The sequence below is a fragment of the Wolbachia endosymbiont of Tettigetta isshikii genome (assembly GCF_041154185.1).
Lineage (GTDB): Bacteria > Pseudomonadota > Alphaproteobacteria > Rickettsiales > Anaplasmataceae > Wolbachia.
Genome location: NZ_JBFTEN010000017.1, coordinates 1 through 23986 on the forward strand (window position 1 = coordinate 1; position 23986 = coordinate 23986).

At 35.3% G+C, this 23986-nt stretch carries 21 protein-coding genes and 2 pseudogenes; 18 read left to right on the forward strand and 5 right to left on the reverse strand.

The genetic code is table 11. The features are described 5' to 3' along the window. The 3 genes from AB6N09_RS03990 to AB6N09_RS04000 all read left to right on the forward strand — a co-directional run. A partial coding sequence (locus AB6N09_RS03990; RefSeq protein ID WP_411131653.1) for a 30S ribosomal protein S1 occupies positions 1–1557 on the forward strand: 1557 nt, incomplete at its 5' end. 22 nt (positions 1558–1579) lie between these two features. Further along, positions 1580–1858, forward strand: coding sequence for an HU family DNA-binding protein (locus AB6N09_RS03995; protein ID WP_411131654.1), 279 nt, complete (start codon positions 1580–1582; stop codon positions 1856–1858). Between the two features lie 69 nt (positions 1859–1927). After that, positions 1928–2245, forward strand: a complete 318-nt coding sequence (locus AB6N09_RS04000; RefSeq protein ID WP_411131655.1) for a cell division protein ZapA — start codon at positions 1928–1930, stop codon at positions 2243–2245. On the opposite strand, the gene AB6N09_RS04005 is transcribed toward AB6N09_RS04000, so the two are convergent. Next, entirely contained in the window at positions 2223–2498 is a 276-nt protein-coding gene (locus AB6N09_RS04005; protein ID WP_411131656.1) for a succinate dehydrogenase assembly factor 2, read from the reverse strand. The two genes, AB6N09_RS04000 and AB6N09_RS04005, sit on opposite strands and share 23 nt — an antisense overlap. Positions 2499–2593: 95 nt before the next feature. Between AB6N09_RS04005 and rseP the strand changes: the two genes are divergently transcribed. The 13 genes and pseudogenes from rseP (at position 2594) to ubiA (ending at position 20430) form a co-directional block, all read left to right on the forward strand. Continuing rightward, positions 2594–3709, forward strand: a complete 1116-nt coding sequence (gene rseP, locus AB6N09_RS04010; RefSeq protein ID WP_411131672.1) for an RIP metalloprotease RseP — start codon at positions 2594–2596, stop codon at positions 3707–3709. A gap of 7 nt (positions 3710–3716) precedes the next feature. Beyond that, on the forward strand, positions 3717–6056 hold the full coding sequence (bamA, locus tag AB6N09_RS04015; RefSeq protein ID WP_411131657.1) for an outer membrane protein assembly factor BamA: 2340 nt from the start codon (positions 3717–3719) through the stop codon (positions 6054–6056). Continuing rightward, positions 6057–6632 carry an OmpH family outer membrane protein gene (locus AB6N09_RS04020; RefSeq protein WP_411131658.1) on the forward strand — a complete coding sequence of 192 codons (576 nt, stop codon included), beginning with the start codon at positions 6057–6059 and terminating at the stop codon, positions 6630–6632. Between the two features lie 18 nt (positions 6633–6650). After that, on the forward strand, positions 6651–7091 hold the full coding sequence (fabZ, locus tag AB6N09_RS04025) for a 3-hydroxyacyl-ACP dehydratase FabZ (protein WP_411131659.1): 441 nt from the start codon (positions 6651–6653) through the stop codon (positions 7089–7091). Positions 7092–7136: 45 nt separating this feature from the next. After that, complete coding sequence (locus tag AB6N09_RS04030; RefSeq protein ID WP_411131673.1) at positions 7137–10127, forward strand: FAD-dependent oxidoreductase; 2991 nt, start codon at positions 7137–7139, stop codon at positions 10125–10127. Between the two features lie 124 nt (positions 10128–10251). Beyond that, on the forward strand, positions 10252–11055 hold the full coding sequence (locus AB6N09_RS04035) for an enoyl-ACP reductase FabI (protein ID WP_411131660.1): 804 nt from the start codon (positions 10252–10254) through the stop codon (positions 11053–11055). Positions 11056–11124: 69 nt separating this feature from the next. Continuing rightward, the gene (gene nuoI / locus AB6N09_RS04040) at positions 11125–11607 is read left to right on the forward strand and encodes an NADH-quinone oxidoreductase subunit NuoI (protein WP_411131661.1); all 483 of its coding nucleotides are present in this window, start codon (positions 11125–11127) and stop codon (positions 11605–11607) included. 567 nt (positions 11608–12174) lie between these two features. After that, positions 12175–13664 (forward strand): annotated as a pseudogene (locus AB6N09_RS04045) (efflux RND transporter permease subunit). Beyond that, on the forward strand, positions 13661–15247 hold the full coding sequence (locus AB6N09_RS04050) for an efflux RND transporter permease subunit (protein ID WP_411131662.1): 1587 nt from the start codon (positions 13661–13663) through the stop codon (positions 15245–15247). Before AB6N09_RS04045 ends, AB6N09_RS04050 begins: the two are co-directional and overlap by 4 nt. Before the next feature lie 87 nt (positions 15248–15334). After that, complete coding sequence (gene nusA, locus AB6N09_RS04055; protein ID WP_411131663.1) at positions 15335–16897, forward strand: transcription termination factor NusA; 1563 nt, start codon at positions 15335–15337, stop codon at positions 16895–16897. An 8-nt stretch (positions 16898–16905) separates the two neighbouring features. Continuing rightward, complete coding sequence (gene infB / locus AB6N09_RS04060) at positions 16906–19224, forward strand: translation initiation factor IF-2 (RefSeq protein ID WP_411131664.1); 2319 nt, start codon at positions 16906–16908, stop codon at positions 19222–19224. 1 nt (position 19225) lies between these two features. Further along, the gene (locus tag AB6N09_RS04065; RefSeq protein ID WP_411131665.1) at positions 19226–19570 is read left to right on the forward strand and encodes a ribosome-binding factor A; all 345 of its coding nucleotides are present in this window, start codon (positions 19226–19228) and stop codon (positions 19568–19570) included. Between the two features lie 2 nt (positions 19571–19572). Further along, complete coding sequence (gene ubiA / locus AB6N09_RS04070; RefSeq protein WP_411131666.1) at positions 19573–20430, forward strand: 4-hydroxybenzoate octaprenyltransferase; 858 nt, start codon at positions 19573–19575, stop codon at positions 20428–20430. 114 nt (positions 20431–20544) lie between these two features. Here ubiA and AB6N09_RS04075 read toward each other — a convergent pair whose 3' ends face one another. The 4 genes from AB6N09_RS04075 to ccmC all read right to left on the reverse strand — a co-directional run bounded on the left by AB6N09_RS04075 (position 20545) and on the right by ccmC (position 22573). Further along, a complete protein-coding gene (locus AB6N09_RS04075) occupies positions 20545–20913 on the reverse strand; it encodes a GNAT family N-acetyltransferase (RefSeq protein WP_411131674.1) in 369 nt (122 codons plus the stop codon). Positions 20914–20954: 41 nt separating this feature from the next. After that, complete coding sequence (locus AB6N09_RS04080; protein ID WP_411131667.1) at positions 20955–21101, reverse strand: hypothetical protein; 147 nt, start codon at positions 21099–21101, stop codon at positions 20955–20957. Then, positions 21098–21688: a hypothetical protein gene (locus AB6N09_RS04085; protein ID WP_411131668.1), complete on the reverse strand. Its 591-nt coding sequence runs from the start codon at positions 21686–21688 to the stop codon at positions 21098–21100. Before AB6N09_RS04085 ends, AB6N09_RS04080 begins: the two co-directional genes overlap by 4 nt. A gap of 174 nt (positions 21689–21862) precedes the next feature. Beyond that, positions 21863–22573: a heme ABC transporter permease CcmC gene (gene ccmC / locus AB6N09_RS04090; protein WP_411131669.1), complete on the reverse strand. Its 711-nt coding sequence runs from the start codon at positions 22571–22573 to the stop codon at positions 21863–21865. 386 nt (positions 22574–22959) lie between these two features. Between ccmC and AB6N09_RS05750 the strand changes: the two are divergent. Beyond that, positions 22960–23275 (forward strand): annotated as a pseudogene (locus AB6N09_RS05750) (IS110 family transposase); the annotation flags it as partial. 234 nt (positions 23276–23509) lie between these two features. After that, a partial coding sequence (locus AB6N09_RS04100; protein ID WP_411131671.1) for an IS5 family transposase occupies positions 23510–23986 on the forward strand: 477 nt, incomplete at its 3' end.

Below are 23986 nucleotides of genomic sequence, written 5' to 3' on the forward strand. Positions count from 1 at the left end.
GATCAAAGTAACATTTTATTTGAAGATTCTTTTATTAATAAAATTAAGGAAGGAGATGTAGTAGAAGGTGTCATTACACGAGTAAATCCTAATGACATCGTGGTCGATGTTGGCTTAAAGTCTGACGGGAGAATTCCAATCAAGGAGCTTGGTTGCAACGATGAGATTGTTGTTGGTTCTAAAATTAGAGTTTATGTAGAAAGAATTGAAGACTATCATGGTAATGTAGTTCTTAGCCGTGAAAAAGCAATTAGGGATGAAAAATGGCATAAACTGGAAGAAGATGCAGTTACAAGGACTGAAGTCAGTGGAATTATTAAACGCTCAATTAAATGCGGCTTTATTGTTGATCTTGGCGACGGAATAAGTGCCTTTTTGCCGCTGAGTCATGTGGATCTGAAGCAAGTAAAAGATGCCAAGCACCTCATTGAAACTGAGCAAAAGTTCATCGTGCTTAAAATGGATAAGAAACAGGGTAATATCGTAGTATCAAGGAAGTTAGTATTAGAAAAATTGCATGCTGGTGAAAAAACCAAGTTTTTAGAGTCTTTAAATGAGGGTGATGTAATAGAAGGAAAAATAAAAAGCATTACTCATTATGGTGTATTCGTTGGTATTCATGAGTCAGATGCAGTAGGAGTTATAGATGGATTGCTACATATCACAGATATCTCTTGGAGTAGGGTAAGTCACCCATCTGCAGTTTTTGCTTGTGGCCAGACTATAAAGGTCAAAATTATAAAAATAGATAAGGAAAATGCAAAAGTTTCCCTAGGCATAAAGCAGCTAGAAGATAACCCTTGGCAAGATGTAGAGTCAAAATATCCGATTGACAGCGTTCATAAGGGGCATATAACAAGCATAGAAGATTATGGGTTATTTGTTGAACTTCAGCCTGGAATCGAAGGTTTAGTTCACTCATCAGAAATAACTTGGGTTAAGAGCAATCTACCAGTTAGTAGTCTTGTAACTAGGGGGCAAGAAGTGTCTGTTAAAATTCTCAATATCGATATTACTAAAAACAGAATGAGTTTGAGTATGAAAAGGTGTGTAGATAACCCTTGGCAAGTATTTGTCAATAAATATCTTCCTGGCTCCATTGTCTCTGGTAAAGTTAAAAATAATGCTGGCTCATATATATCTGTTACTTTTGATGATCATGAAATAGACGAAAATGTTGAAGGGACAATTTATATGCAAGATCTAAGTTGGTCTAAAAATGGTTCAGATGAGATAAAAAAGTATAATGTGGGTGATGCGATAGAGGCAAAAGTAATAAGGGTTAGCGTGAATCGAACAAGAATTCACCTTGGCATAAAGCAAATAGAGTATGATCCACTGATAGAGCTGATAAAGAAAGTCAAGGTAGGAGACAAGATGCAGGTTACTGTAGGTAAGAAAGAAGATAGTGGACTAGTTGTTGAAGTTGAAAATGATATAACTCTCTTAATAGATCAAGAGCATCTACCGGAAAATAAAAAGTTTTCTATGTCAAAAATGATAGAAGTTGAAGTATTAGGCGTTGAAGAATATAGTATAATACTATCTGCTAAATGATTATAATTTTAGCTTCGTGTAAATGGCAACGAAATCTAACATAATAACAAAAGTGGCAGAGAAGCATCCTTTCTTAGAAAAAATGGTTGTAGCCGCTATAGTCAACAGATTTTTTGAGATACTTTCGAGTACATTAAAGCGTCATAATAGAATTGAAATTAGGGGATTTGGCTCCTTTTCAATTAGGAGTTATAACTTGAAAGAGACAAGTCACTTTATATCACAGAAATTTGTAAAAAATCGATACTTTAAGACATATTTTCGTAGCAGTAAAAAATTATCCTATTTAGTAAATGAATAAAAATTTATATCGTAAGTAAGATGAAAGTGGGGGTAAGTTAACGTTATACAATAAAAGTTTTAGCATTATATGCAAGTAGTAGAAATAGTTATACGCAACAGTACATACAAAATATCTTGTGAAAGTGGAAAAAAGGATCATTTATTGTATCTTGCTGATAGTTTTAACAAACTAGTTAGTTCTATGTCTCAAAAAATTGGAGGTAAGGGCTCAGACGCATTAAATTTCCTACTTGCAGCACTGACTCTTGAGGATAAAGTTTTAGAATTAACAAAAAAATTGGACGAAATGAATCAAGAGTGTGAAAAGTATAGAAACGAGAAAAGGATAGAATACACTAAAGTTTTAAGTAGAGTAAATAAAATTATTGAGTGCATAAAGGATTAGCTTCAATGAAGCAAGTAATTAAGTCCATTATCTTACTATCTAAGTTGGAAGGAAGGTTTGCTTTACGAGTTATATAACAATATAACTCGTAATCATTAAGATCAACTATCTTTTCATACTCAATTAGTTCATTTAGGGAAAATTTATTAAGATACTTCAGTGCAAAATACCCTAAAAGTATGTCGGTTTCTTTGCACCCTCTATGCCAGCTTCTATACATCAGTTTTTTTCTTAATAAAGAGGTATCTGCCACTGTTACTAAACTTTTAATTTAAAGGTTAAATTAAACACTTGTCAAGCGAGGCGCATTTTAATATACTTAACATTTTGTTAACATCTAAAATACAGGTGGAATTAATTTCTAATCTTATCCATCAGCTTAGTAATGGAGCATATGATCTTTTATCATTTGCTTTAATCATCTCTGTTGTAGTATTTGTGCATGAATATGGGCACTATATTATTGCTAAAGCATGCAAAGTTAAAGTTGAGTCTTTTTCTATAGGGTTTGGTCCTGAAATTTTTGGTTTTTATGACAAGTCTGCAACTAGATGGAAATTAAGCACCATTCCACTAGGTGGTTATGTTAAAATGTTAGGAGACAGTAATGCAGCAAGCGTGCCAGCCAATCAACAAGAGTTGATTGAGGAAGGAAAGTTGTATTCACTTCATACAAAACCGCGATATAAAAAAGCAGCAATAGTTTTTGCAGGACCATTTGCAAACATGGTACTTGCTGTTATAGCTTTTACAATATTCTTTAGCACAGTAGGTTACTATCACACTTCACCAGTGATTGAAAATGTAATTGAGGGTAGCGTAGCAGAGCAAGCTGGCTTACTGCCAGGCGACATTATTACACAGATCAATGAGTATAAAATAAAATATTTTGAAGATATTTCGCGTGTGATGAGGTCAAGCCTTGAGGAGAAAATGGAAATTAAGTATAGTCGAAATAACGAGGAACACAGAATTACTTTGACTCCATCGATAATTAAAGACGCTTCCAACACTACAATAGGAAGAGTTATAGGAATTACTTCAGTCAACATGGCAGGATTAAAACAGTCATCTTTTCTTGGAGCTGTGAGCCTGTCAGTAAGTGAAACTTACTACACTATGTACTTAACAATCAAGGCTCTCTTTGAGATTATCGTTGGTAAGAGGAGTATAAATGAAATAGGTGGACCAATAAAAATTGCAAAATATTCAGGACAATCAGCTAAAAAGGGATTTAGCATGATTTTATATTTCATGGCGATCCTTTCAGCTACTTTGGCTGCAGTTAATTTGCTACCAATTCCTCTGCTGGATGGTGGACACTTATTTAACTATATTATAGAGGCAGTTATACGTAGAGATTTGGGTCCGAGATACCATAAATATTCAGCTACTTTTGGTGCTACCGTATTGTTCTTGCTGATGGCAATTGCGATCTCAAATGATATCAGACATCTTTTTTAAGATAAATATGAAGAAACTGTTTTATATATTAATAGTAATTTTTATCTCTGTTCCTACCATACTTGTTGCCTTAGAAAACGAGAAAAAAACGCAGATAAAGGATATTAAATACGTTGGTAATGAGCGAATTGGCAGTCAAACAATAAAATTCTATACAAAATTAGAACCTAGCAGTTATGTAAACAACGATGACATAGATTCAATTATAAAGAGTTTATACAAAACAAAGTTATTTGCTAATGTTAACGCTTACATCGATGATGAAAAAAACTTGATAATAAAAGTTCAAGAAAATCCACTAATTAACAAGATAATATTAAAAGGCAATAAACTATTTAAAAGCAAAGAACTGTTAAATAACGTGATTCAATCAAAACCCTTGACTATTTTTGCTGAAACAAAATTACAAAATGATTTACTGAATTTAATCACAACTTATAGAAACAACGGTAAGATCGGCGCTAAAATTGAATATGAGTTGAATAAGCTTGATGACAATAGGGTTAACTTAGTCTTTAAAATAAAAGAGGGTAAAACATCTAGAATTAAGGACATAAGATTTATAGGCAATAAAAACTTCTCAGAAAATGAGTTAGAACAAGCTATTAAAACGCAAAGTAATGATGTATTTAATAAGTTATTTAGAGCTATTTTTAAAGGTGGAAATCATTATTCACCACAGTACTTATTAATCAATGAAGAGTTGCTTGATTACTTCTATTCGTCGAAGGGATATATCAACAATAGTATTCAGCCAATTGCTGAAGTTGATAATAACAATCAAGTGGTGTTAACTTTTTTGATTGATGAAGGAGAGCAATATTTGTTTGGAAGCAATAAAATTGATGTTGAAGCTAAAATTCAGGACCCAAACCTAAAAGAAGAGATATTAGAACTAATAACTGAGGAAGGTAACAAAGTATTTGATAAGGTTAAAATTAGTAATACGGTAGAAAAAATAAACAAGTATTTAAATGAGAGAGGATATATATTTGCAAAAGTCAATCCAGAATATGCACAACGTGGCAATGTTGTGGATGTAACTTACAGGATGCTGCCAGGTAAAAAAATTTACATAAATCAAATTACAATAGACGGTAACGACCGTACTTTAGATAAAGTGATCAGAAGTAAGCTCAGTGTAGCAGAAGGTGACGCGTATAACACATCTGAGATTCAAAAATCGCATAGAAAATTGATTGGCAGTGATTTTTTTGAAGCAGTAAAAATAAATAGTTATGTAATTAATGATAATGTAGTGAATCTTAACTTAGATATTAAAGAAAAAAACACTACCTCGTTATATTTAGGAGGAGGTGTGTCTTTTCCTGGCGGAGCATTTTTTAAAACTGATTTTAAAGACCGTAATTTATTTGGTAGCGGAAAAGAGCTCTCCTTTGCCATTGAGAAAAGTCGATACGTATTTTCGACTGATTTAGAAGTCGTTGAAAATAATTTTAATGATTCCGATACATCATTAGGTGTAGGTATATTCTATGAAAAACAAGATAAGCCAAACACCACTTTTGATAGCTGTGACATGGGATTTTTTACAAAATTATCACATAAAGTCACAGAGAACTTAACTAATTCCCTCCGCTATTCTTATAAGTATAATCATATACACTTGGACAATAAGGGTGAAAAGGGCGGTGATATCCCTGAAATAATACGGGACCGAGAAGGTGAATATCACATTTCATCAGTAGGATATACATTAGCGTATAATAAATTAGATAGCCTATACGCCCCAAGAGATGGTTATTTATTGCGCTTAAGCCAGGACGTTTCAGGACTGGGAGGAAACGTAAATTTTCTCAAATCTGAGTTTTTGTCTTTTTATACACATCCTATATTGAGTAAGATTGATGACGATACAATACTGCGCTTTAAAATGGCAGCAGGTCATATTTTTTCTTATACCGATGAACCGCTAAATATTGGCCAGCATTTTTTTAAAGGTGGTAATGAGATTAGAGGGTTTGACCTCTCTGGTATTGGGCCAAGAGCAAAAGATAAAAGCTCATTAGGAGGTAAGACTTATTTTAACTTAACACAACAAGTGGATTTTCCATTACCGAAATTATATGATTATATTGGTGTCAAAGGCTCATTCTTTGTTGACTATGCAACGCTTTTTGGTTTAGACGATAAAGATGAGAAACACAAAGAAAAAGAACCATACAACGACAGTAAACTTATGAGAGTTTCACCAGGTTTTGGTTTTTCGATGCCTTCTCCTTTTGGTGGTACATTTAGATTAGACTTTGGCTTTCCTTTAGTTAAGGAACCTTATGATATAATACCATCATCGAATGTTAAATTTTCTATTGAAGTAGGGATTTAAATGAAATACACACAATTATTTGTATCAGTTATTGTCTTAGTTATTTCCTTGTTTGTGGGCTATAAGGTTGTAAAGCACCAACCTGAGGGTGCACTTAACATAAAAGTTGCGATTATTGATAGCGACAAAGTGATCAGTGAGTCTCTTGCTCTACAAAATATACAACAGCAAATAAAAGAACAAAGTTCTGGACTGCAGCAAGAGTTTGAAAGTGAGCTAGAAAAATTCAAGCCTTCAAAAGAGGAATTTGAACTTCTATCAGAAGAAGCAAAAAAGGAAAGAACAGAGCAATTTGACAAGCGCGCTTTAAGTGCTAGAGATAGTTACGCTAAAAAAATGTTATACTTAGAAAAAAGTTACAGAGATGCAGTAGATAGCATTTTTAACAAGATAAAAGAAATTGCTAAAGAAACCGCAGAAAAAAACAACATAAACTTGGTACTATTTATTTCAAAGAAAAATCAGGTTTTATACTTTATGGATGAGGCTGATTTAGATAAAGTTGATTTATCAGATACAGTATTAAAAAACATAAACAAAGAAATACAAGAATTCGCTTTGAAAGACGTCAACTAGGCTTACTTTAAGGATATTATGCCGTTTAATATCAGTGATATTATAAAAATATTACCACACTCTTATCCGTTTCTCTTAGTGGATAAAATAATAGAATGTGATCCAGGTAGAAGTATAAAGGCAATCAAAAATGTGACTTTCAATGAGCCGTTTTTTATTGGCCACTTTCCCGGCCATCCGATAATGCCAGGGGTTTTAATAATTGAATCTCTAGCTCAGGCATCTGCAATATGTGTTCTTGGTAAAGAAAGTCAAAGTACAATGGAAAATAAAGTTGTTTACCTTATATCTATTGAAAATGCAAAATTCAGAAAGCCAGTTACTCCAGGAGATACCCTGGTTCTTCAATCTAACATTAAAAATGCACGTTTGAGTGCATGCAAGTTTGAGTGTGTTGCATATGTAGACAAAGAGAAGGTTGCAGAAGCAACAATTTTAGCCATGTTGCAAAACAAATAAAATTTTCATCTGTAAAAAGCAATGTATGCGTTGTATAATATAGTAATGCATCTGAATTTTAACATCTCATTTCCCGATCTATATATTCGCGATGGATTAATAAAACTAGATGAGACATTTTTAGATTACGTCAAATCATACGATGAAAGTTTATTTTGTTCATTGATTGAAGCAAGAAAAAACGCTTCAGTGTCATTCCAGTGTAACCACATGTCATCCCAGTGCTTGACACTGGGATCTAAAACACAACCAATGTTAGCCCATCAAATGGCAGATAGCCAATTGATTATAGACCTTTCGTATTTACTTGATGAATTTATTGCCAAACTTTTCAGTGTTGAAGAGGAAATAGGGGAGCTAAAGAAAAAGCACAACGACTTTGCTGTAATATATAAATGCAAAAGGTTATTCGTTCAACGCTATGCATTGAAGAAATATACTGACATAGCAAACATAGACATTGATTGTGTCACTAGAAGATTAAGTCATTTTCTTACTTTACCAACAACAGAAAAAAATTTCGCCGAGCAAGTGATGTGTTGGTTTGAGGATAAAGAACATCACAAAGAGGAAATAGAACTTGCAGCACAGTATGCAGCATGGGGAGTGAAAAATAAACAGGGTATACTTTTTAGTACTCATAAAAAAATCGATTATGAAAATCTCGTATCATTCTCTAAAAAAGAAGTAGGCGGAGTTGAAGTTCTGTATTCAAGTAAAGTAAAAAGACGATATGGTTTTGACCTAACAAGTGAAAAGGTGAGTTTAGATAAGGCATTAGATAATGTTCACTACTGCATATTTTGTCATAAGCAAAATAAGGACAGCTGCTCAAAGGGGTTGCAGTCATCTGTTATCCGAGTGGCTGACACTGGGATCCAGAAAGAATGCGCAGATTCTAGCGCCACATTCTGTCAACTAAGCGAGATTTTTAAAAAATCTCCACTTAAAGTTGAACTGCACGGCTGCCCACTGGAGCAGAAAATATCAGAAATGAATCTGGTGAAAAGTGAAGGGTACAGCGTAGCCAGTCTTGCAATTGTGATGATAGATAATCCATTATGTGCAGCTACTGGACACAGAATATGCAATGATTGCATGAATTCGTGCATATATCAAAAACAAGAGCCTGTGAATGTGCCAATGGTTGAAACAAGAGTTTTGGATGATGTGCTCAGTTTACCATACGGATTTGAAATATATTCTCTGCTTAGTCGTTGGAATCCTTTAAATTTTCAGTGGCCGTTGCCGAAAGAAAACACTGAAAAAAATGTCCTGGTTGTAGGCCTTGGTCCTGCTGGTTTTAATTTAGCTCATCATTTGTTGAATGATGGACATAATGTTATCGCCATTGATGGATTAAAGATAGAGCCTCTGATTGATAATTTTCAGCCGATCAGAGATTTCAAGCATGAAAAATTGAGTAAGCGCACAGCCGGTGGGTTTGGTGGAGTAGCAGAATATGGCATTACTTCTCGGTGGAACAAGAATTACTTAAAGATTATTAGATTATTACTGGAAAGACGCAAAAATTTTGCATTTTATGGAGGCATTCGTTTTGGTGGCACAGTAACTGTTAGTGATGCGTTCAATTTTGGTTTCGACCACATAGCCCTAGCGCTTGGATCTGGTGAGCCACGAATAATCAAGATAAAAAATATGTTAGCACGTGGAGTGCGCATGGCATCTGATTTTCTAATGTCATTACAACTCAGTGGTGCTCTTAAATCTGACTCCATAGCAAATCTGCAAATTCGCATGCCAATAGTTGTTATAGGTGCGGGACTTACTGCAATTGATACTGCCACTGAAGCTTTAGCGTATTATCCGATTCAAGTAGAAAAATTTCTTCTTCGCTACGAGACATTGGTTGGTAAATATGGGAAAGACTACGTTGAAAAAGATTGGACAGAAGAAGAACGTGAAATTGTGAATGAGTTTATATTACACGCACAGTCGATCCAAAAAGAGAAAGAATTAGCAAAAAAAGAGAGCAGAGAAGCAAAAATATTGGAGTTAATGCAGAGTTTAGGGGGAGTGAAAGTTGTATATAGAAAAGAGCTAAAAAGTTCACCAAGTTACCGACTAAATAGCGAGGAGGTGCAAAACGCACTGTCAGAAGGGATTTACTTTATCGAAAACCTAGAGCCAGTTGAAATTGTGACGGATAAGTATAACCATGCTGAATCGATAAAACTGATAGACACAAAATCGGGCAAAAACAAGTGTATAAAAGCACGTTCTGTTCTTATAGCATTGGGTACTGAACCAAATACAGTTATTGCAACGGAAGATAGAAAGCACTTTAAATTAAGTAATGGATATTTCACTCACCTGAGCTCATCTGGGAAAGAAGTAGATCCAATATTCTCTCCTAAGACGCAAAATAAGGATAGAATATTAGTGTATAAGCAAGGCAGTAAAGCAATTAGTTTCTTCGGTGATCTTCATCCCTCATACAACGGCAGTGTCGTGAAAGCTATGGCAAGTGCTAAAAACGGCTACCCTATCATTTCACAGCTTTTGAGGGAAGTTAATGCCACCCCAGCTCAGGTTTCAGCGTCACACTCACAACTGTATGAATATTGTAATATAAGAGTAACTTTCACAAAAAGAGGTGTCACTCAAGTAGCTGACACTGGTATCCAGAAAAAGAATGCGTGGTCAAGCATTGAACGCTTGGCAAGTGAAGAATTCTTTAATAAGATCAAAGAACAGTTCACTGCAAAAGTCATAAAAGTTCAATATTTAACCGACAAAGTAGTAGAAATAATGATCAAAGCACCACTTGCTGCAAAAAATTTCAAGCCTGGGCAATTCTTTAGATTGCAAAGTTTTGAAACTAACAGCAGAAAAGCCACAAGCCTTGCTATGGAAGGTATAGCCGTAACTGGCACTGAAGTAGACAAAAAAAAAGGAATTATTTCCACCATTGTGCTTGAAACCGGTGGTTCCACTAATTTGTGTAAGTACTTCAAAGAAGGTGAACAAATAGTTCTTATGGGCCCAACTGGGCACCCCACTGAGGCTTATTAAGTCTATCTTATACCAAATCCCGATAGTAATAGGATAAATTAAAGATACCCTCTTGTTTTTTAACACAGTTAACCTCTTGACTTTATCTGGTTAATATCCCAAATTGTAAAAAACAGAAAGTTCTATGGTAACAAGTCTACTGCAAGGCAGAAAGGGATTAATAACTGGAATAACAAACAAGAGGTCGATAGCGTATGGCATAGCAAAAACTCTCTCAGAGTACGGAGCAGAACTTGCAGTCACTTACCAGAATGAAATGGTAAAGGAGAGATTATCATCGATAGCAGCTGAGCTAAATGTAGAGTTAGTACTAAATTGTGATGTTGCAAATGAAGAAACCATAGATGAAGTTTTTAAGATAATAGAAAAAAAATGGGGGACTCTTGATTTTTTAGTACACGCAATCGCATTCTCTGACAAGAATGAACTCGTTGGTAAATATGTTAATACATCACTGAGCAACTTCCTCAACGCAATGCATATATCATGCTATTCTTTTACTGCTCTAGCGCAAAGAGCTGAAAAGATAATGCCAAACGGTGGTAGTTTACTCACTTTATCTTACTATGGTGCTGAAAAAGTTATGCCAAACTATAATGTTATGGGCCTATGTAAAGCAGCACTCGAAGCAAGTGTAAGGTATATAGCATGCGACCTTGGACAGCAAGACATCAGAGTAAATGCCATTTCTGCTGGTCCAATTAGAACTTTAGCATCTTCTGGAATAAGCAATTTTCACTTCATATCAGAATGGAACAGAAATAATTCTCCACTAAGGCGCAACACTGCAATAGAAGACGTTGGAAAAGCAGCGCTGTATTTGTTGAGTGACTTAAGTAGCGGCACCACTGGGGAAGTTTTACATGTTGATTCAGGATATAACGTAGTAGGGATGAAAGCAATTGATTCTAATATAGTTCAAAGTTGAGTGTGAGAAAAAACCTTTCTAAAACTGGTAATATGATTTATAGTCGGTAATGCAGTGTTTAAATGCTTTATGCTCAAGAAATTAGCTTGGTATTGGTCCTTTATAGAGTTAATTAAAGGGTTTATTATTACACTTAGGTATACGTTTAAACCAAAGGTGACGCTTAGGTACCCTATGGAGAAGGGACCTCTAAGTTCAAGATTCCGCGGTGAGCATGCGTTGCGTAGATATTCAAACGGTGAAGAACGATGCATAGCTTGTAAATTATGTGAAGTTGTCTGCCCTGCTCAGGCGATAGTTATTGAAGCAGAGGAAAGAGAAGATGGTAGTTGTCGCACTACGCGTTATGATATTGACATGACGAAGTGCATATATTGCGGGCTTTGCCAGGAGGCATGTCCAGTCGATGCAATTGTCGAGGGCCCTAATTTTGAGTTTGCAACAGAAACTAGGGAGGAGCTAATGTACAACAAAGAAAAGTTATTGCGTAATGGTGACATTTGGGAAGAAGCAATTGCACTCAGATTGAAAAAGAATAGACCGTATTACTAATGTTAAAAGTTTAAACCTCTGTCATTTCGGTATCCTTTCGTGTCATCCCAGTACTCGATACTGGGATCTAGGATACTACTTTAGTAGTAAATATTTAAGAAATTTACTAAGCAGAAAAAAGGCAAAAAACCCGAGTAGCTAGTTATTCACTATCTATCTTATAACATTGGCGTTTTTGATGTCTTAAACGACTTATAAGCGCGTTTGAGCTTGTATAGGTAAAAAACCAAAAGTTTTAAAAGACATGAGGTGCACATAGTGCGAAAAATTAAACATGAGATGCCAAATATGCTAAGTTTTTTTTGTCATTTAATCTGCACAGACTGAAGATAAATAATAGCTTAAGTACTATGATAAGGGAACTGGCGAAGGTTGTCAAGTAGTTTTTTTTGTTTCATTCAACGCGCTGCCAAAAATTATGCAAAAAGTCTATTTTGTAATTGTAATTTTATGATGATTTTAATACTTAATACAAATATTCTAAAAGTTATATAAGAATTAATTAATATATAATGTATCTCAGATATAATGTTGTACAAAAGTATTCATATTCAATAAAATATTTACATGAAAAGCTTGCTTATAGAGAGGAATAGGACGGTAATATTGTTGCTTATAGTGATTTTTATTTTTGGTTTATACGCCTATATAAAAATGCCAAGGGAAAGCAACCCAGATATACAAATTCCTGTAATCAGCGTGTTTGTTGGACTTCCTGGAATTTCTGTTGAAGATAGTGAGAAGTTATTAGCTGTTCCGATAGAAAATGAACTGAGGTTCATAGAAGGAGTTAAGGAGCTAAAGGCCCTAGCAACTAATGGTGGCGCTCATGTAATACTTGGATTCGGTACAGAGTATAGTAACAAGGAAGTGCTCGATAACGTCCGTTCAAAGCTTTCTAATATAAAATCGAAGTTGCCTGCTGAAGCAGAGTCTCCGGTAATCAGCGAAATAAACTTAAGCTTATTGCCTATATTAAATGTTGGATTGGGCGGTCCTCTACCAGAAATGGCTTTGACCGATATAGCGCTAAGTTAAAAAAAGGAATAGAGTCTCTGCCCAACGTCCTTAAGGTTGAAGTGGCAGGCGTGCGTAAGGAAACGATAGAAGTGATAATTGAGCCTACAATACTAACAAAATACAACATTCAATCAGATGAAATATTTCATGCTATATCGAGCAATAACAGATTAGTAGGAGCCGGATCGCTTGATAACGACACAGGCAAATATTCAGTTAAAGTGTTAGGATTGTTAAAAGATATAGAAGATATTATGAATATTCCTGTTAGGTCTCAAGGCGATGCAGTCTTGAGAATAAAGGATGTGGCAAAGGTGTATCCTAGATTTGAAGATTATGAAGGATTTGCTCGCATCAATGGACTGTCTAGTGTTGTGTTAGAAATTTCAAAACGTAATGGAAAGAACATAATAGATACAGTAAGTCAAGTGAAATACCTAATAGATAAGGCAAAAGACCAATTACCTAAAAATCTAAAAGTGGTCTATTTAAACGACCAGTCAAAAAATGTCCGTAATGTGCTTGATGAACTAGAGAACGGCATAATATTTGCTGTGTTGTTAATATTAATCATAATGATACTCTCTATGGGTACAAGGACGGCCATTCTTGTAGCACTTTCGATACCTGGCTCCTTTCTTGTTGGAATAATAGCCCTTTACTTCATGGGTATAACCTTAAACATTGTTGTACTCTTCAGTTTAATTATGGCAGTTGGCATGTTGGTTGATGACGCAATCGTAGTTAGTGAATATGCTGATAGAAAGATGATTTGTGGAATGGACAAGGTAGAAGCCTTTCACACTTCAGTTTGTAATATGTTTTCTCCAGTTCTATCATCGACATTAACTAAATTGGCAGTGTTTTTCCCTCTGTTATTTTGGCCTGATATAATTGGTAAGTTTATGCAGTATATACCAATCACAATAATTTTAACTTTGACCGGTTCGCTCATTATGGCCTTGGTTTTCATACCAACACTCGGTGCAATGTTTGGTAAGCCTTCGGTAACTTCGAAAGAAGAAAATGAAAAATGAGTGCAATAGAAAGTGGTGAGATAAAGAACACTTGGCCTATAATAAGAGCTTACGCATGTACACTGGAGAAAGTTTTAGATCATCCTAAAAAATTTGCGTGTGCTACTATATTAGTTTTATTCTCGTTTAGTATATTATATTTCACCTTTGGCCCTGGAGTAAAGTTTTTCCAGAAAGTGGATTCAGATAATATTCTAATTAGAGTTAAAGCAAAGGAAAGTTTATCAGCCAAGGAACGAGATCTGATACTAAAAGAAGTAGAAGAGCGTATCTCAGGCATCAAAAAAGAAATTCATGCTTCTTATGCTAAATCAGGAACATTCTCAGATAACGTTATTGCCGAAATCCAACTAGAACTTGTGGATTGGCGCTTTAGGCGCAAATCCAGGCATATATTAAATGATATAAGAAGTAGTGTGCAGTGCATAAAAGGAGTAATAGTTGATATTCAAGAGGAAAATTCAGGACCGTCAGCTAATAAGCCAATACAAATTAATCTCAGCGTGGATGAATCTAGCCTAGATTTAGCGGCAGAGCAAATTCTAAAAATTATGGATCAACCTTCATCAGGGTTTATAAATGTTCAAGACAGTAGGTCAACACCTGAAATAGAGTGGAATATGAATATTGATAAAAGTAAGGCTGCAAGCTCTGGAGTAAGTGTTGCAACCATTGACGATTTTATAAAAATGGTCACAAGTAGAGTATTAATCGGAAAATACAGATCAAATAATCTGGACCAAGAAATAGATATTATACTCCGTTTTCCTGAACGAGATCGTAACATGAAGACAATAGAGAACCTTTTTATTAATACAGTTAATGGTCCGTATCCTATGAGCAATATAGTAAAATACGCTCCCGAAAAAAAGATAAACAAACTAAGTAGGATTAACGGATCACGTACAGTAACAATCTCTGCTGATGTTGATCACGGCTATCTGGCTGATGAAAGAGTTAAATTCATTCAAAACTCGATTGTTCAGAATTGGGATAAAAGAGTACAAATTGACTTTAAAGGAGATAAAGAAGATCAACAAAAATCAGAAGCCTTTTTGTTGAAGGCTTTTATATTGGCAATCACATTAATGATCTTGGTATTAGTGACACAATTCAATAGTGTATACCACACATTCATTGTAATGACGGCAGTATTTTTATCTACCACATGTGTATTTTTTGTTTTCTTTCTTGTCCATAAAGTTTTTGTAGTTGTTATGTGTGGGGTAGGAATAATTGCTTTAGCAGGAATTATAGTAAATAATAATATATTATTACTTGACGCTTTTCATCACCAAGTTGAAGTATACAAAGATGACATTAAGCCATGTGTAATAAATGCTTCGATTTCTCGCATCAGGCCAATATTGCTTGCTGTTGCAACCACAGTCCTTGGCTTAATACCGATGATTACTAAGCTAAATATCAATTTTTTGACGTTACAAATCACATATGACGCTCCATCAAGCCAGTGGTGGGTTGACATTTTAATCACCATAGCATGTGGAATGTTAGCTGCGACGGTTCTAACCTTATTTTTTACTCCTGCGTTGCTTATGATGCAAAGACATGAAAAAACTTGACTTAAATTAGTAATTATTTAATACTAAAAATAGTGTTCTTTGCCCGTTGAAGTTATAGTTATAACTAATTGTATAGGATTTATTTGTATGATTGCTAACCGAAAAAGCAGTGTTAAACAGAAAAGTGATAAAAATAACTTAGTTGGAAGTATTGACATAATAAAAACAGCAGGAGAGCTTTCACTTCAAAAAGGTCTAGATTTTGACGTGGTAATGAAGGCATTAGAAAGTGCAATAGAAGCAGTGGCTCTTCAAAAATATGATAGTAAAAGTAAGATTACAGTCAACATAGATAGAAACACAGGCAAAGTTACTGCATATAGAGAATTAAGGGTTATCAGTGATGAACCAAACGAAGAAGAGGATGTTGGATGTGAATCAATTACTCTCACGCAAGCTAAGTTAATAAGAGAAGATGCAAAAATTGGAGATACTGTTAATGAATTGCTTTCTCTCAGCACTGATCTTGCTTCAGCAAGAATTGCCCAGCAAAGAATTGCTCAGGTAATTAAATATGAAGAATCGAAAAAGCAATATGAGGAATTTAAGGATAAAGTAGGAGAAATAAGATATGGTATTGTTAAACAAGTGGAGTACTCAGACCTGATCGTAGATATAAATGGCGCTATGGCATACCTTCCATTGCGAAATTTAATCGGTGGTGAATCATTTCGCGAAGGCGATAAGATTAAAGCTTACATACAAACTGTCAAGCGTTCTGATGATGGACGTCAAATTATTCTTTCTAGGGCCCATGAAGGCTTTTTGGAGGCGCTATTAAATCAAGAGATACCGGAAATTGCTGACGGGTTAGTAACAATTAAAGGTATAGCTAGAGATGCTGGTTCAAGGTCTAAAGTTGCTGTTTTCTCTCCTGATAAAAACATCGACCCAGTAGGTGCTTGTGTTGGAGTTAAGGGGGATAGAATAAAAACCATCATACATGAATTAAATGGAGAAAAAATTGATGTCATACATTACTCTTCAGACCTGGGCCAATTTTTTATCAAAGCAATTACTCCTGCAGAAGTATCGAAGGTTATTATTGATGAAAATGAAAACTGCGTAGAATTAATAGTTGCTGAAGATCAATTAAGCTTAGCTATAGGAAAAAAAGGTCAAAATGTAAGATTAGCCTCAGAGCTTGTTGGATGGAAAATTGAGATACTAAGCAATCAACAAGAATCAGAAAGGCGGAGTCGGGAACTCAGTCAATGTTCAGCTTTATTAGCTGAAGCTCTAAATTTAGAGGAGATTATGGGGCAGTTATTAGTCACAGAGGGTTTTTCAAGTGTAGAGGATATATCCAATGCTTCAATCAAAGAGCTTGCTTCGATAGAAGGCTTTAACGAAGATATTGCAAGCGAATTGCATAACAGAGCAAATAAATATCTAAAAGCAGAAAATGACAAAAAAATAGAAGAGTTAAGAAGTTTAGGTATGGAAGATGATGTAATCAATTTGCCTTTATCAATAGACGATAAAATTGCTCTTAGTAAAGATGGTATTAAAACTCTACGAGATGTAGCAGACTTGTCAAACTATGAGTTTTATGGTATACTCTCTTCTTCAGCGAGTGGTAAAGAGGGCTTAAAAGACACAATAGACTCAATAATCACGGAAGCTCGTAAGAAGCTTGGTGTAATATAGCAAAATGTATGAATAACGAAGATATCAGTAGTAAAAAACTAACCCTTCAAGGTTTTAACAAACTCAAGTTGGGTCTTGATTTGAACTTTTCAGCGAGTCCAAGTAGGGGAGCTACAATAGTAAAAAAAAGAAGAAGAAAACCTCATGAGCCAGAAGAACAAGATGGAAGTAAATTAGGTTCCTTGACAGAAAAAGAGCAAATCTTCCGCATTAATGCTGTACAGAATGCCGCTTTGTTAAAAGAAAAGAATCTAAAAGAAGAAAAAGAAGCAGTAGTAAAAGAAGACAATGATGAAAAGGTTGATGATAAAGATGATGCTTTGGATGTTTCGTTTAAAGAAATCGAAGAAAAAGCTTCAAGTGGTGTTAGCTCAGTTAAGGCAATGGAGAGTGGAATTGACGATGAAGATGATGATAAAAAACCTTTAAAGGCTAATAAAGATATATATTCTAAGCACTCCAAGCTGATAATCGCGCAATCAATAGATGACAAAATTGAACAATCTCCTGCATTTAAGCAAAGATTTGGTATAAGAAATAAAAAATCAAAATTCACCAAAGGTAAAAACATATCAAGAGAAGTTATTATACCAGATGAAATTACAATCAGAGAATTATCCGTTCGTATGGCAGAGGACAGCAAAGATGTGTTAAGAATATTGAAAGAAGAAGCTGGTGAGAGTTGCAGAGTGGATGATTTAGTTGACACGGATATAGCATGTGAAATAGTGGAAAAATTTAATCATACAGCTAAACGAGTGAGTGATGCTAACAAGGAAAAGGATTTACTTTTCATAGAGAACAGGGAAAGCTTGCCTAAAAAACCTAAGCCGCCAGTTGTCACTTTTATGGGACATGTTGATCATGGTAAAACCTCATTGCTCGATGCATTTCGTGAATCTAATGTTGCAGAAAGAGAGTCAGGTGGAATAACTCAACATATAGGTGCTTATCAGGTAGTTACAAAAAATAAGCAAGGAATTACTTTCATTGACACACCAGGACATGAGGCATTTACTGCAATGCGTGCATGTGGCGCCAACATCACTAATATAGTTGTAATAGTGATTGCGGCTGATGACGGAGTGATGAAACAAACGATTGAAGCAATAAATCATGCGAAGGCAGCAAATGTTTCTATTATAGTTGCTATTAATAAAATCGATAAATCGCAATCTGGTGATATAGAAAGGGTAATTAGTAGTTTACCTCAATATGACCTCATTCCTGAAGAACTTGGTGGTGATGTTATGGTTGTGCCAGTATCAGCAAAAAAGAAAATCAACTTAGAAAAACTAGAAGAAGCGATTTTGTTAATTGCTGATCTAATGAAGCTTGAAGCGATAGAGGATTGTCGAGCATTTGGGTGGGTGATAGAATCTAAAATAGATAAAGCCAAGGGAATATCAGCTACGTTGATAGTTGAGGAAGGAACGTTGAAGGTTGGTGATATGTTGGTGGTTGGTACGATATATGGAAAAGTACGTAGTATGGTTAATCACCTTGGTCAAAGGGAAAAGATGGCTCCACCTTCCACTCCAATTGAGATCACTGGTCTAAACGGTGTGCCAGATGCTGGAGATAAATTTGTTGTTGTAAGTTCCGAAAAGCAGGCACGTGAAATCGTTGAATATAGATTAGAGCTGGTCAAGAGAAAGGAGGAGGATTCAATCAATAGTGATTTAGACATATTCAGTCGTAACGACAGTGAAACAGAAGAGTTACCTGTAGTTTTGAAGTGTGATGTAACTGGTTCTGTTGAAGCAATATCAAGTTCAATTGATAAACTTGGTAAAGATCAAGTGAAATTAAATATCCTACACAAGGCGGTGGGGGGAATAACAGACTCAGATGTACTGCTTGCAGAAGCGTCGAGAGCAGTAATTTTGGCGTTTAATGTCAAAGTGGATTCAAAAATAAGGGATTTGGCAAAACAAAAAGGTGTAGAAATACGTACTTATAACGTAATATACGAACTTATTGACAGTATGAAAATGTGCTTGACTAAAATGTTAAAGCCTATAACACGAGAAGTGCGTATTGGCTCTGCATCTGTGAGACAGGTATTTAATGTATCTAAAGCTGGTAATATTATTGGATGTCATGTAAGTGATGGAGTCGTGAAAAAAGATTATTTAATTAAGGTAATGCGCAACAATAAATTAATATATGAAGGAAAATTGAAAGCTTTGCGTAGATTTAAGGATGATGTTAAGGAAGTAGGCACAAACTTTGAATGTGGAATGTCTCTAGATGGTGATGCCGATATTAAGGTTGGGGATATTCTGGAAGTTTATCAATTAGTGCAGGAAGAAAGGGTGCTATAGTATGAAAAAAGAAATCAGGAGCCTAAAAATAGCGTCTGTACTACATAGAGCAATATCCAAAGTCTTAATGGAAGGTAAGGTATTCAATAAAAATGTAGTGATATCTGAGGTAAAGTTAAGTAAAGACTTAAAAAAAGCAGATGTATATGTAGTGCTATCTTCATTAAGCGAAAAAGATTGTGACATTAGCACTATTATTGACGAAATCAACCAATCTGCATGGTTGATACGCAAATCAATATTGTATTATGTTGATTTGCGATTTGTACCCAAGTTAGTTTTCAAAACTGATTTAGCATTCGATAATTTTGTTAATATAAGCAAAATACTAAGTAGTCACACTTAATAATGCATTTCAATCATTACCTTTCACTGATGAGGTTCCACAGTTTAACAGGTTTATGGCTTGTATTATTCCCTAGTTTGAGCGGTATTCTTTTAGCCTCAACTCCTCTATCGTATCAGGCTCTTTTTCTCCTTGTTTTGTTTACTATAGGTGCATTTTTAATGAGACCTGTAGGGTGCATAATCAATGATATCTTTGATAGAGAGATAGATGCGCATGTTGAACGAACAAAATATAGGCCACTTGCAAGTGGTGCATTAAACATAAAGCAGGCTTTGGTTTTACTCTCACTGCTACTATCTATCGCCTTGGTAATTTTATTATTAACTAATAAAGCCACACTCATACTTGGAATAATTTCAATGTGCATGATAGTTATCTACCCCTTGCTAAAGCGTTACGTTTGGTGGCCACAATTGTTCTTAGGGTTTACCTTTAATATGGGATCGCTCATGGGCTCAGCAGCAATAAAGAACCAAATTAGTATAGGACCTATACTTTTTTATGTAGGATGCATTTTTTGGACACTGAGTTACGACATCATATACGCTCATCAAGATAAAAAAGATGATGAAAAACTCGGAATGAAATCTATTGCATTATATTTTGGTGATACAACAAAATCTTGGCTAAAAATGTTTCATTTAATATCTCTTATGATGTGGCTATATGCCGGTATTTTATCATCATTGAATAACATTTTCTATATCGCTTTACTTGCTGTAGGGGTCATGTTTCATTACCAGTATAAAAATCTCAACCTCGACGACTCCAGTCAATGCATGTCCACATTTAAAAATAACTCCTATGTAGGACTACTGCTTTTTCTCGGAATTCTTTTAGATAGAGTTATAAACTGAAATACTACTAGTTAAAAAAGGCTGCCCCAAAGGAGTTTAGATACACCGGGGAAGGCTTTGTTGGAGCTATCTATAGAAAAATCTATAGCTTGCCAACATTAGACATACCGCGCACTACAATACTTTCTTCAAAAATATACATGTTGCTCCACCAATATACTCTGGTCGTACAAGATCGCACTCATACCAAAGTTTTTCATAGAATGCTCTTGCCCTCTGAAAATTCATGGTTGCAACAGTTGCTATTTTACAGTGCATTTCTAGACCATAATCATGAACTTTTTCCATTAACTGTTTTCCCATACCTTTTTTCCTATGATCGTGATGCACCCAAAGCAGATCAGTGTAAATTGAACCATAGATAATAAAACCGCTACAACCTGCAATAATTTGTCTAGCATCATCGTGAATAAAAAAAGCAAATGGATTACATGTACTTTTATCAGCGTTTTCTTTGTTGATCTTTTTGAACAGGAATTCAATATCTCTATTGCTTGGGGATGTAGTATGCTAGATTTTCATCTTTAACTTCTCCATTCAAAACACTCAAATTGATCAAACGTATGAAACCCCAAGCGCTCATAGATTCGATATCCTGAATCACTTGACGCAGAAAGAGTTGCATATCTTACACCGATTTCTCTAGCAATATCCATAAGATGAGTGATCATTTGGGTGCCATACCCAAGCCACCTTTATTTTCTTCTGTTATCAAGCTAAAAATGCCAGCTGTGTCGCTGTGGATAAAAAGAATAGCAATTACAACGGGAATATTATCTTCATACCCAACGAACAATTTTTCTTGTTGATTTAGGAGTGGTTCTGCAAGTTTTTCATAAAAGTTACGTGCCGTTGCATCATATGTTTCAAGAACTTTGATAAAATGTTCAAGTTGATCTTGGTTCAATACTTGCTCTATTCTGACAAGTTGGTTGTTGCTGCTTTCAAAATTAGTTAGATCACACAACATAGCACGCTCTTCAGTTTCGGTAATAAAGCCATGCTCCAGCAATTTTCTGCTTAACACTTTTGACTCAGTCGATGGGCTAATCCACCACGCGAAAGGCTGACCTTTAAATTCGTTTACAATACTTTGAACCTTTTCTGCGTGGCAGTTGCCGCAAACGATGTTAAACATTGAAGATCCAAGTCCACAGTTAATTATCGTAAGAGTATGATCTGTTTTTACACTAAAACCTGCAGCTTCAGGTAGGTATTTGAAGTGACCAAAGGTATTTTGCTTAATTTTCTCCAGCATATTTTTCTATATGATTACGAAGCTGTATTCGTGTTTGAATTTATTACGAGTTCCACCGAAGCCTGCTACTATAGTTAGTATACAACATTTTCCTGAATTTTTCAATAAAGAAAGTGATTTACATAAAGCCGTCTAAGTTAGACAATGACGCAGAAAAAGTAGTTGTAGTAGGGTCTAATACCGCGCACTAATTTCTCTCTTGATCTTATACAAATTAATCAGGTGAAGTGAGTAGAGTATCCATACTACTAAAAAAAATGTGGCACAAAATATAAACATTGCAATTAATGGCAGTAGCAGAGAACTTTCTATTGCTATTCCACCTTTTCTGAGAATACTTGCTGGCTGGTGGAGAGTAGCCCACAAGTTCACGGAAAATTTTACTATGGGGATATTTACGGCACTAAAGATGGCAAACACCGCTGCTGATTTTTTAGCTCTTTCTTCATTATCAAAAGCGCTCCACAGCGAGAGGTATCCAACATATAGGAAAAATAAGATCAACATTGAAGTGAGCCTTGCATCCCATACCCACCAAGTGCCCCAGGTTCCTTTTCCCCAAATGCTACCTGTGATTAAGCATATTGCAGAAAAGATTGTTCCCGTAGGAGCGGCTGCGTGAGCCAGAACGCTAGCAATGCTGTTATTCCACATTAAGGAGATGAAACTGAGCGCTGCAATTAACCCATATATTACGAGAGAAAGCCATGCAGAAGGCACGTGAAAATACATAATTCGTACAATTTCTCCTTGTTTATAATCTTCTGGAGAGAAGAATAAAGCTAGAAATACTCCAACTAAAAAACATGCAAAACACGCAGCCCCAAGCCAAGGCAAAGCTTTTTTGGAAAAATAAGAAAGATGTGTAGGTTTTAGTAAAAACATTTGTTTCAACAATAACTGTGTTAAGAATTTATCAGTTAGTTTAAGCTTTATCAACAGGATAGTGCCTATGTTTACATAGACCAGCAAATTAGCGCAATTTCAGTGACAACTGCATTGTATGTAGCTTTCCCATAATTCCTCCTTTGATGGTATTTTTTTCTCGTATTTTATCATACCATCACACTTGTATCTTTCATTATGTAAGATATTAGAGCTAAAATAGCTTATAGGAAGGGTGAAGCCGTCATCACGCTGATGCCAATAAGGCCGCGCTCTAGAGATTTTGCTCCCCTTCCAACATAGTTGAAAGACTGCTTTGGAATTATATCCCGTATTTACAAGGTTGGTCTAAACTCTCAATCTATTATAGCTACGGAGGTGGTTTTATGCAAGCAAACGCTGTTTTAGGTGTAAACATTTCTAAACAAAAATTTGATGCTCATTTGTCGGTAGGCAACAAAGAACGACATAAAATTTTTTGCAACAACAAGGAGGGTTTGAAAAGCTTGTAGTTTGATCATGGAGCAGCATCTATGTCTCGAAGCAACTGGTTGTTATAGTGAAGATCTGGTTACTTTTATGCATAATCTGGGACATAATGTAAGTGTGGTGAACCCAGACCAAATGAAGGCTTTTGGTAAAAGTGAGCTGCTGAGAAACAAAACAGACAAGTTGGACGCTGCTATGATTGCTAGGCTCTGTGGACAAAAAATATAAAGAGGGAAAAAAGTGGTAGTTTAACCAAGTGAATATAAAAATGGAGAAACCACTTAATGGAATATTCTATAAAAGAAGGAATTTGGAAACAAATTTTAGAGTTCATAAAAAGTATAAAAGGAATGCATAGCAAAGACGAAAAACGTTTAAGAGTATTCATAGAAGCAATATGATATATAGCGTGAAGTGGTTGTCAGTGGCGACTTTTGCCGAAGATTTATGGTAATTACAGAAATATACATAAGCGATTTAAAAGATGGTGTGAAAAAACGTTTGGGCAACGAATATACCAAACAAGAACCAGATTTAGAAGTTGCCATAATCAACGGTACGATTATCCGAGCTCATCCATGTTCAGCTGGTTATAAAAAGCACTTCCAGGGTCAAGAGGCTTTAGGACGCAATAAAGGAGGTTTTACAACTAAAATTCATACTCTTGTTGATGCGCTTGGAAACCCGCTAAAATTTATACTTACACATGGTCAAAGGAATGAAATCACGCAAGCACGGGCATTAACTGACAATATCTACAACCCCACTGTAGTGGCCGATAAGGGCTACGATAGCAATGCTTTTATTGCAAATCTTGAAAGCAAGGGGTGCACAGTAGTTATTCCTCCGAGACGAAACCGAAAAGTGCGGAGACATTACGATGAGCATATTTATAAAGAACGTCATTTAATAGAGTGCTTCTTC

Excerpts from the sequence above, each read along its gene's own strand:
- AB6N09_RS04085 (WP_411131668.1), bottom strand. The coding sequence starts at position 21,688 with ATGCTGGAGAAAATTAAGCAAAATACCTTTGGTCACTTCAAATACCTA.
- AB6N09_RS04020 (WP_411131658.1), top strand. The coding sequence starts at position 6,057 with ATGAAATACACACAATTATTTGTATCAGTTATTGTCTTAGTTATTTCC.
- nuoI (WP_411131661.1), top strand. The coding sequence starts at position 11,125 with ATGCTCAAGAAATTAGCTTGGTATTGGTCCTTTATAGAGTTAATTAAA.
- AB6N09_RS04080 (WP_411131667.1), bottom strand. The coding sequence starts at position 21,101 with ATGATCACTCATCTTATGGATATTGCTAGAGAAATCGGTGTAAGATAT.
- fabZ (WP_411131659.1), top strand. The coding sequence starts at position 6,651 with ATGCCGTTTAATATCAGTGATATTATAAAAATATTACCACACTCTTAT.
- bamA (WP_411131657.1), top strand. The coding sequence starts at position 3,717 with ATGAAGAAACTGTTTTATATATTAATAGTAATTTTTATCTCTGTTCCT.
- infB (WP_411131664.1), top strand. The coding sequence starts at position 16,906 with ATGAATAACGAAGATATCAGTAGTAAAAAACTAACCCTTCAAGGTTTT.
- AB6N09_RS04050 (WP_411131662.1), top strand. The coding sequence starts at position 13,661 with ATGAGTGCAATAGAAAGTGGTGAGATAAAGAACACTTGGCCTATAATA.
- ccmC (WP_411131669.1), bottom strand. The coding sequence starts at position 22,573 with ATGTTTTTACTAAAACCTACACATCTTTCTTATTTTTCCAAAAAAGCT.
- AB6N09_RS04000 (WP_411131655.1), top strand. The coding sequence starts at position 1,928 with ATGCAAGTAGTAGAAATAGTTATACGCAACAGTACATACAAAATATCT.
- AB6N09_RS03995 (WP_411131654.1), top strand. The coding sequence starts at position 1,580 with ATGGCAACGAAATCTAACATAATAACAAAAGTGGCAGAGAAGCATCCT.
- AB6N09_RS04035 (WP_411131660.1), top strand. The coding sequence starts at position 10,252 with ATGGTAACAAGTCTACTGCAAGGCAGAAAGGGATTAATAACTGGAATA.
- nusA (WP_411131663.1), top strand. The coding sequence starts at position 15,335 with ATGATTGCTAACCGAAAAAGCAGTGTTAAACAGAAAAGTGATAAAAAT.
- ubiA (WP_411131666.1), top strand. The coding sequence starts at position 19,573 with ATGCATTTCAATCATTACCTTTCACTGATGAGGTTCCACAGTTTAACA.
- AB6N09_RS04065 (WP_411131665.1), top strand. The coding sequence starts at position 19,226 with ATGAAAAAAGAAATCAGGAGCCTAAAAATAGCGTCTGTACTACATAGA.
- AB6N09_RS04030 (WP_411131673.1), top strand. The coding sequence starts at position 7,137 with ATGCATCTGAATTTTAACATCTCATTTCCCGATCTATATATTCGCGAT.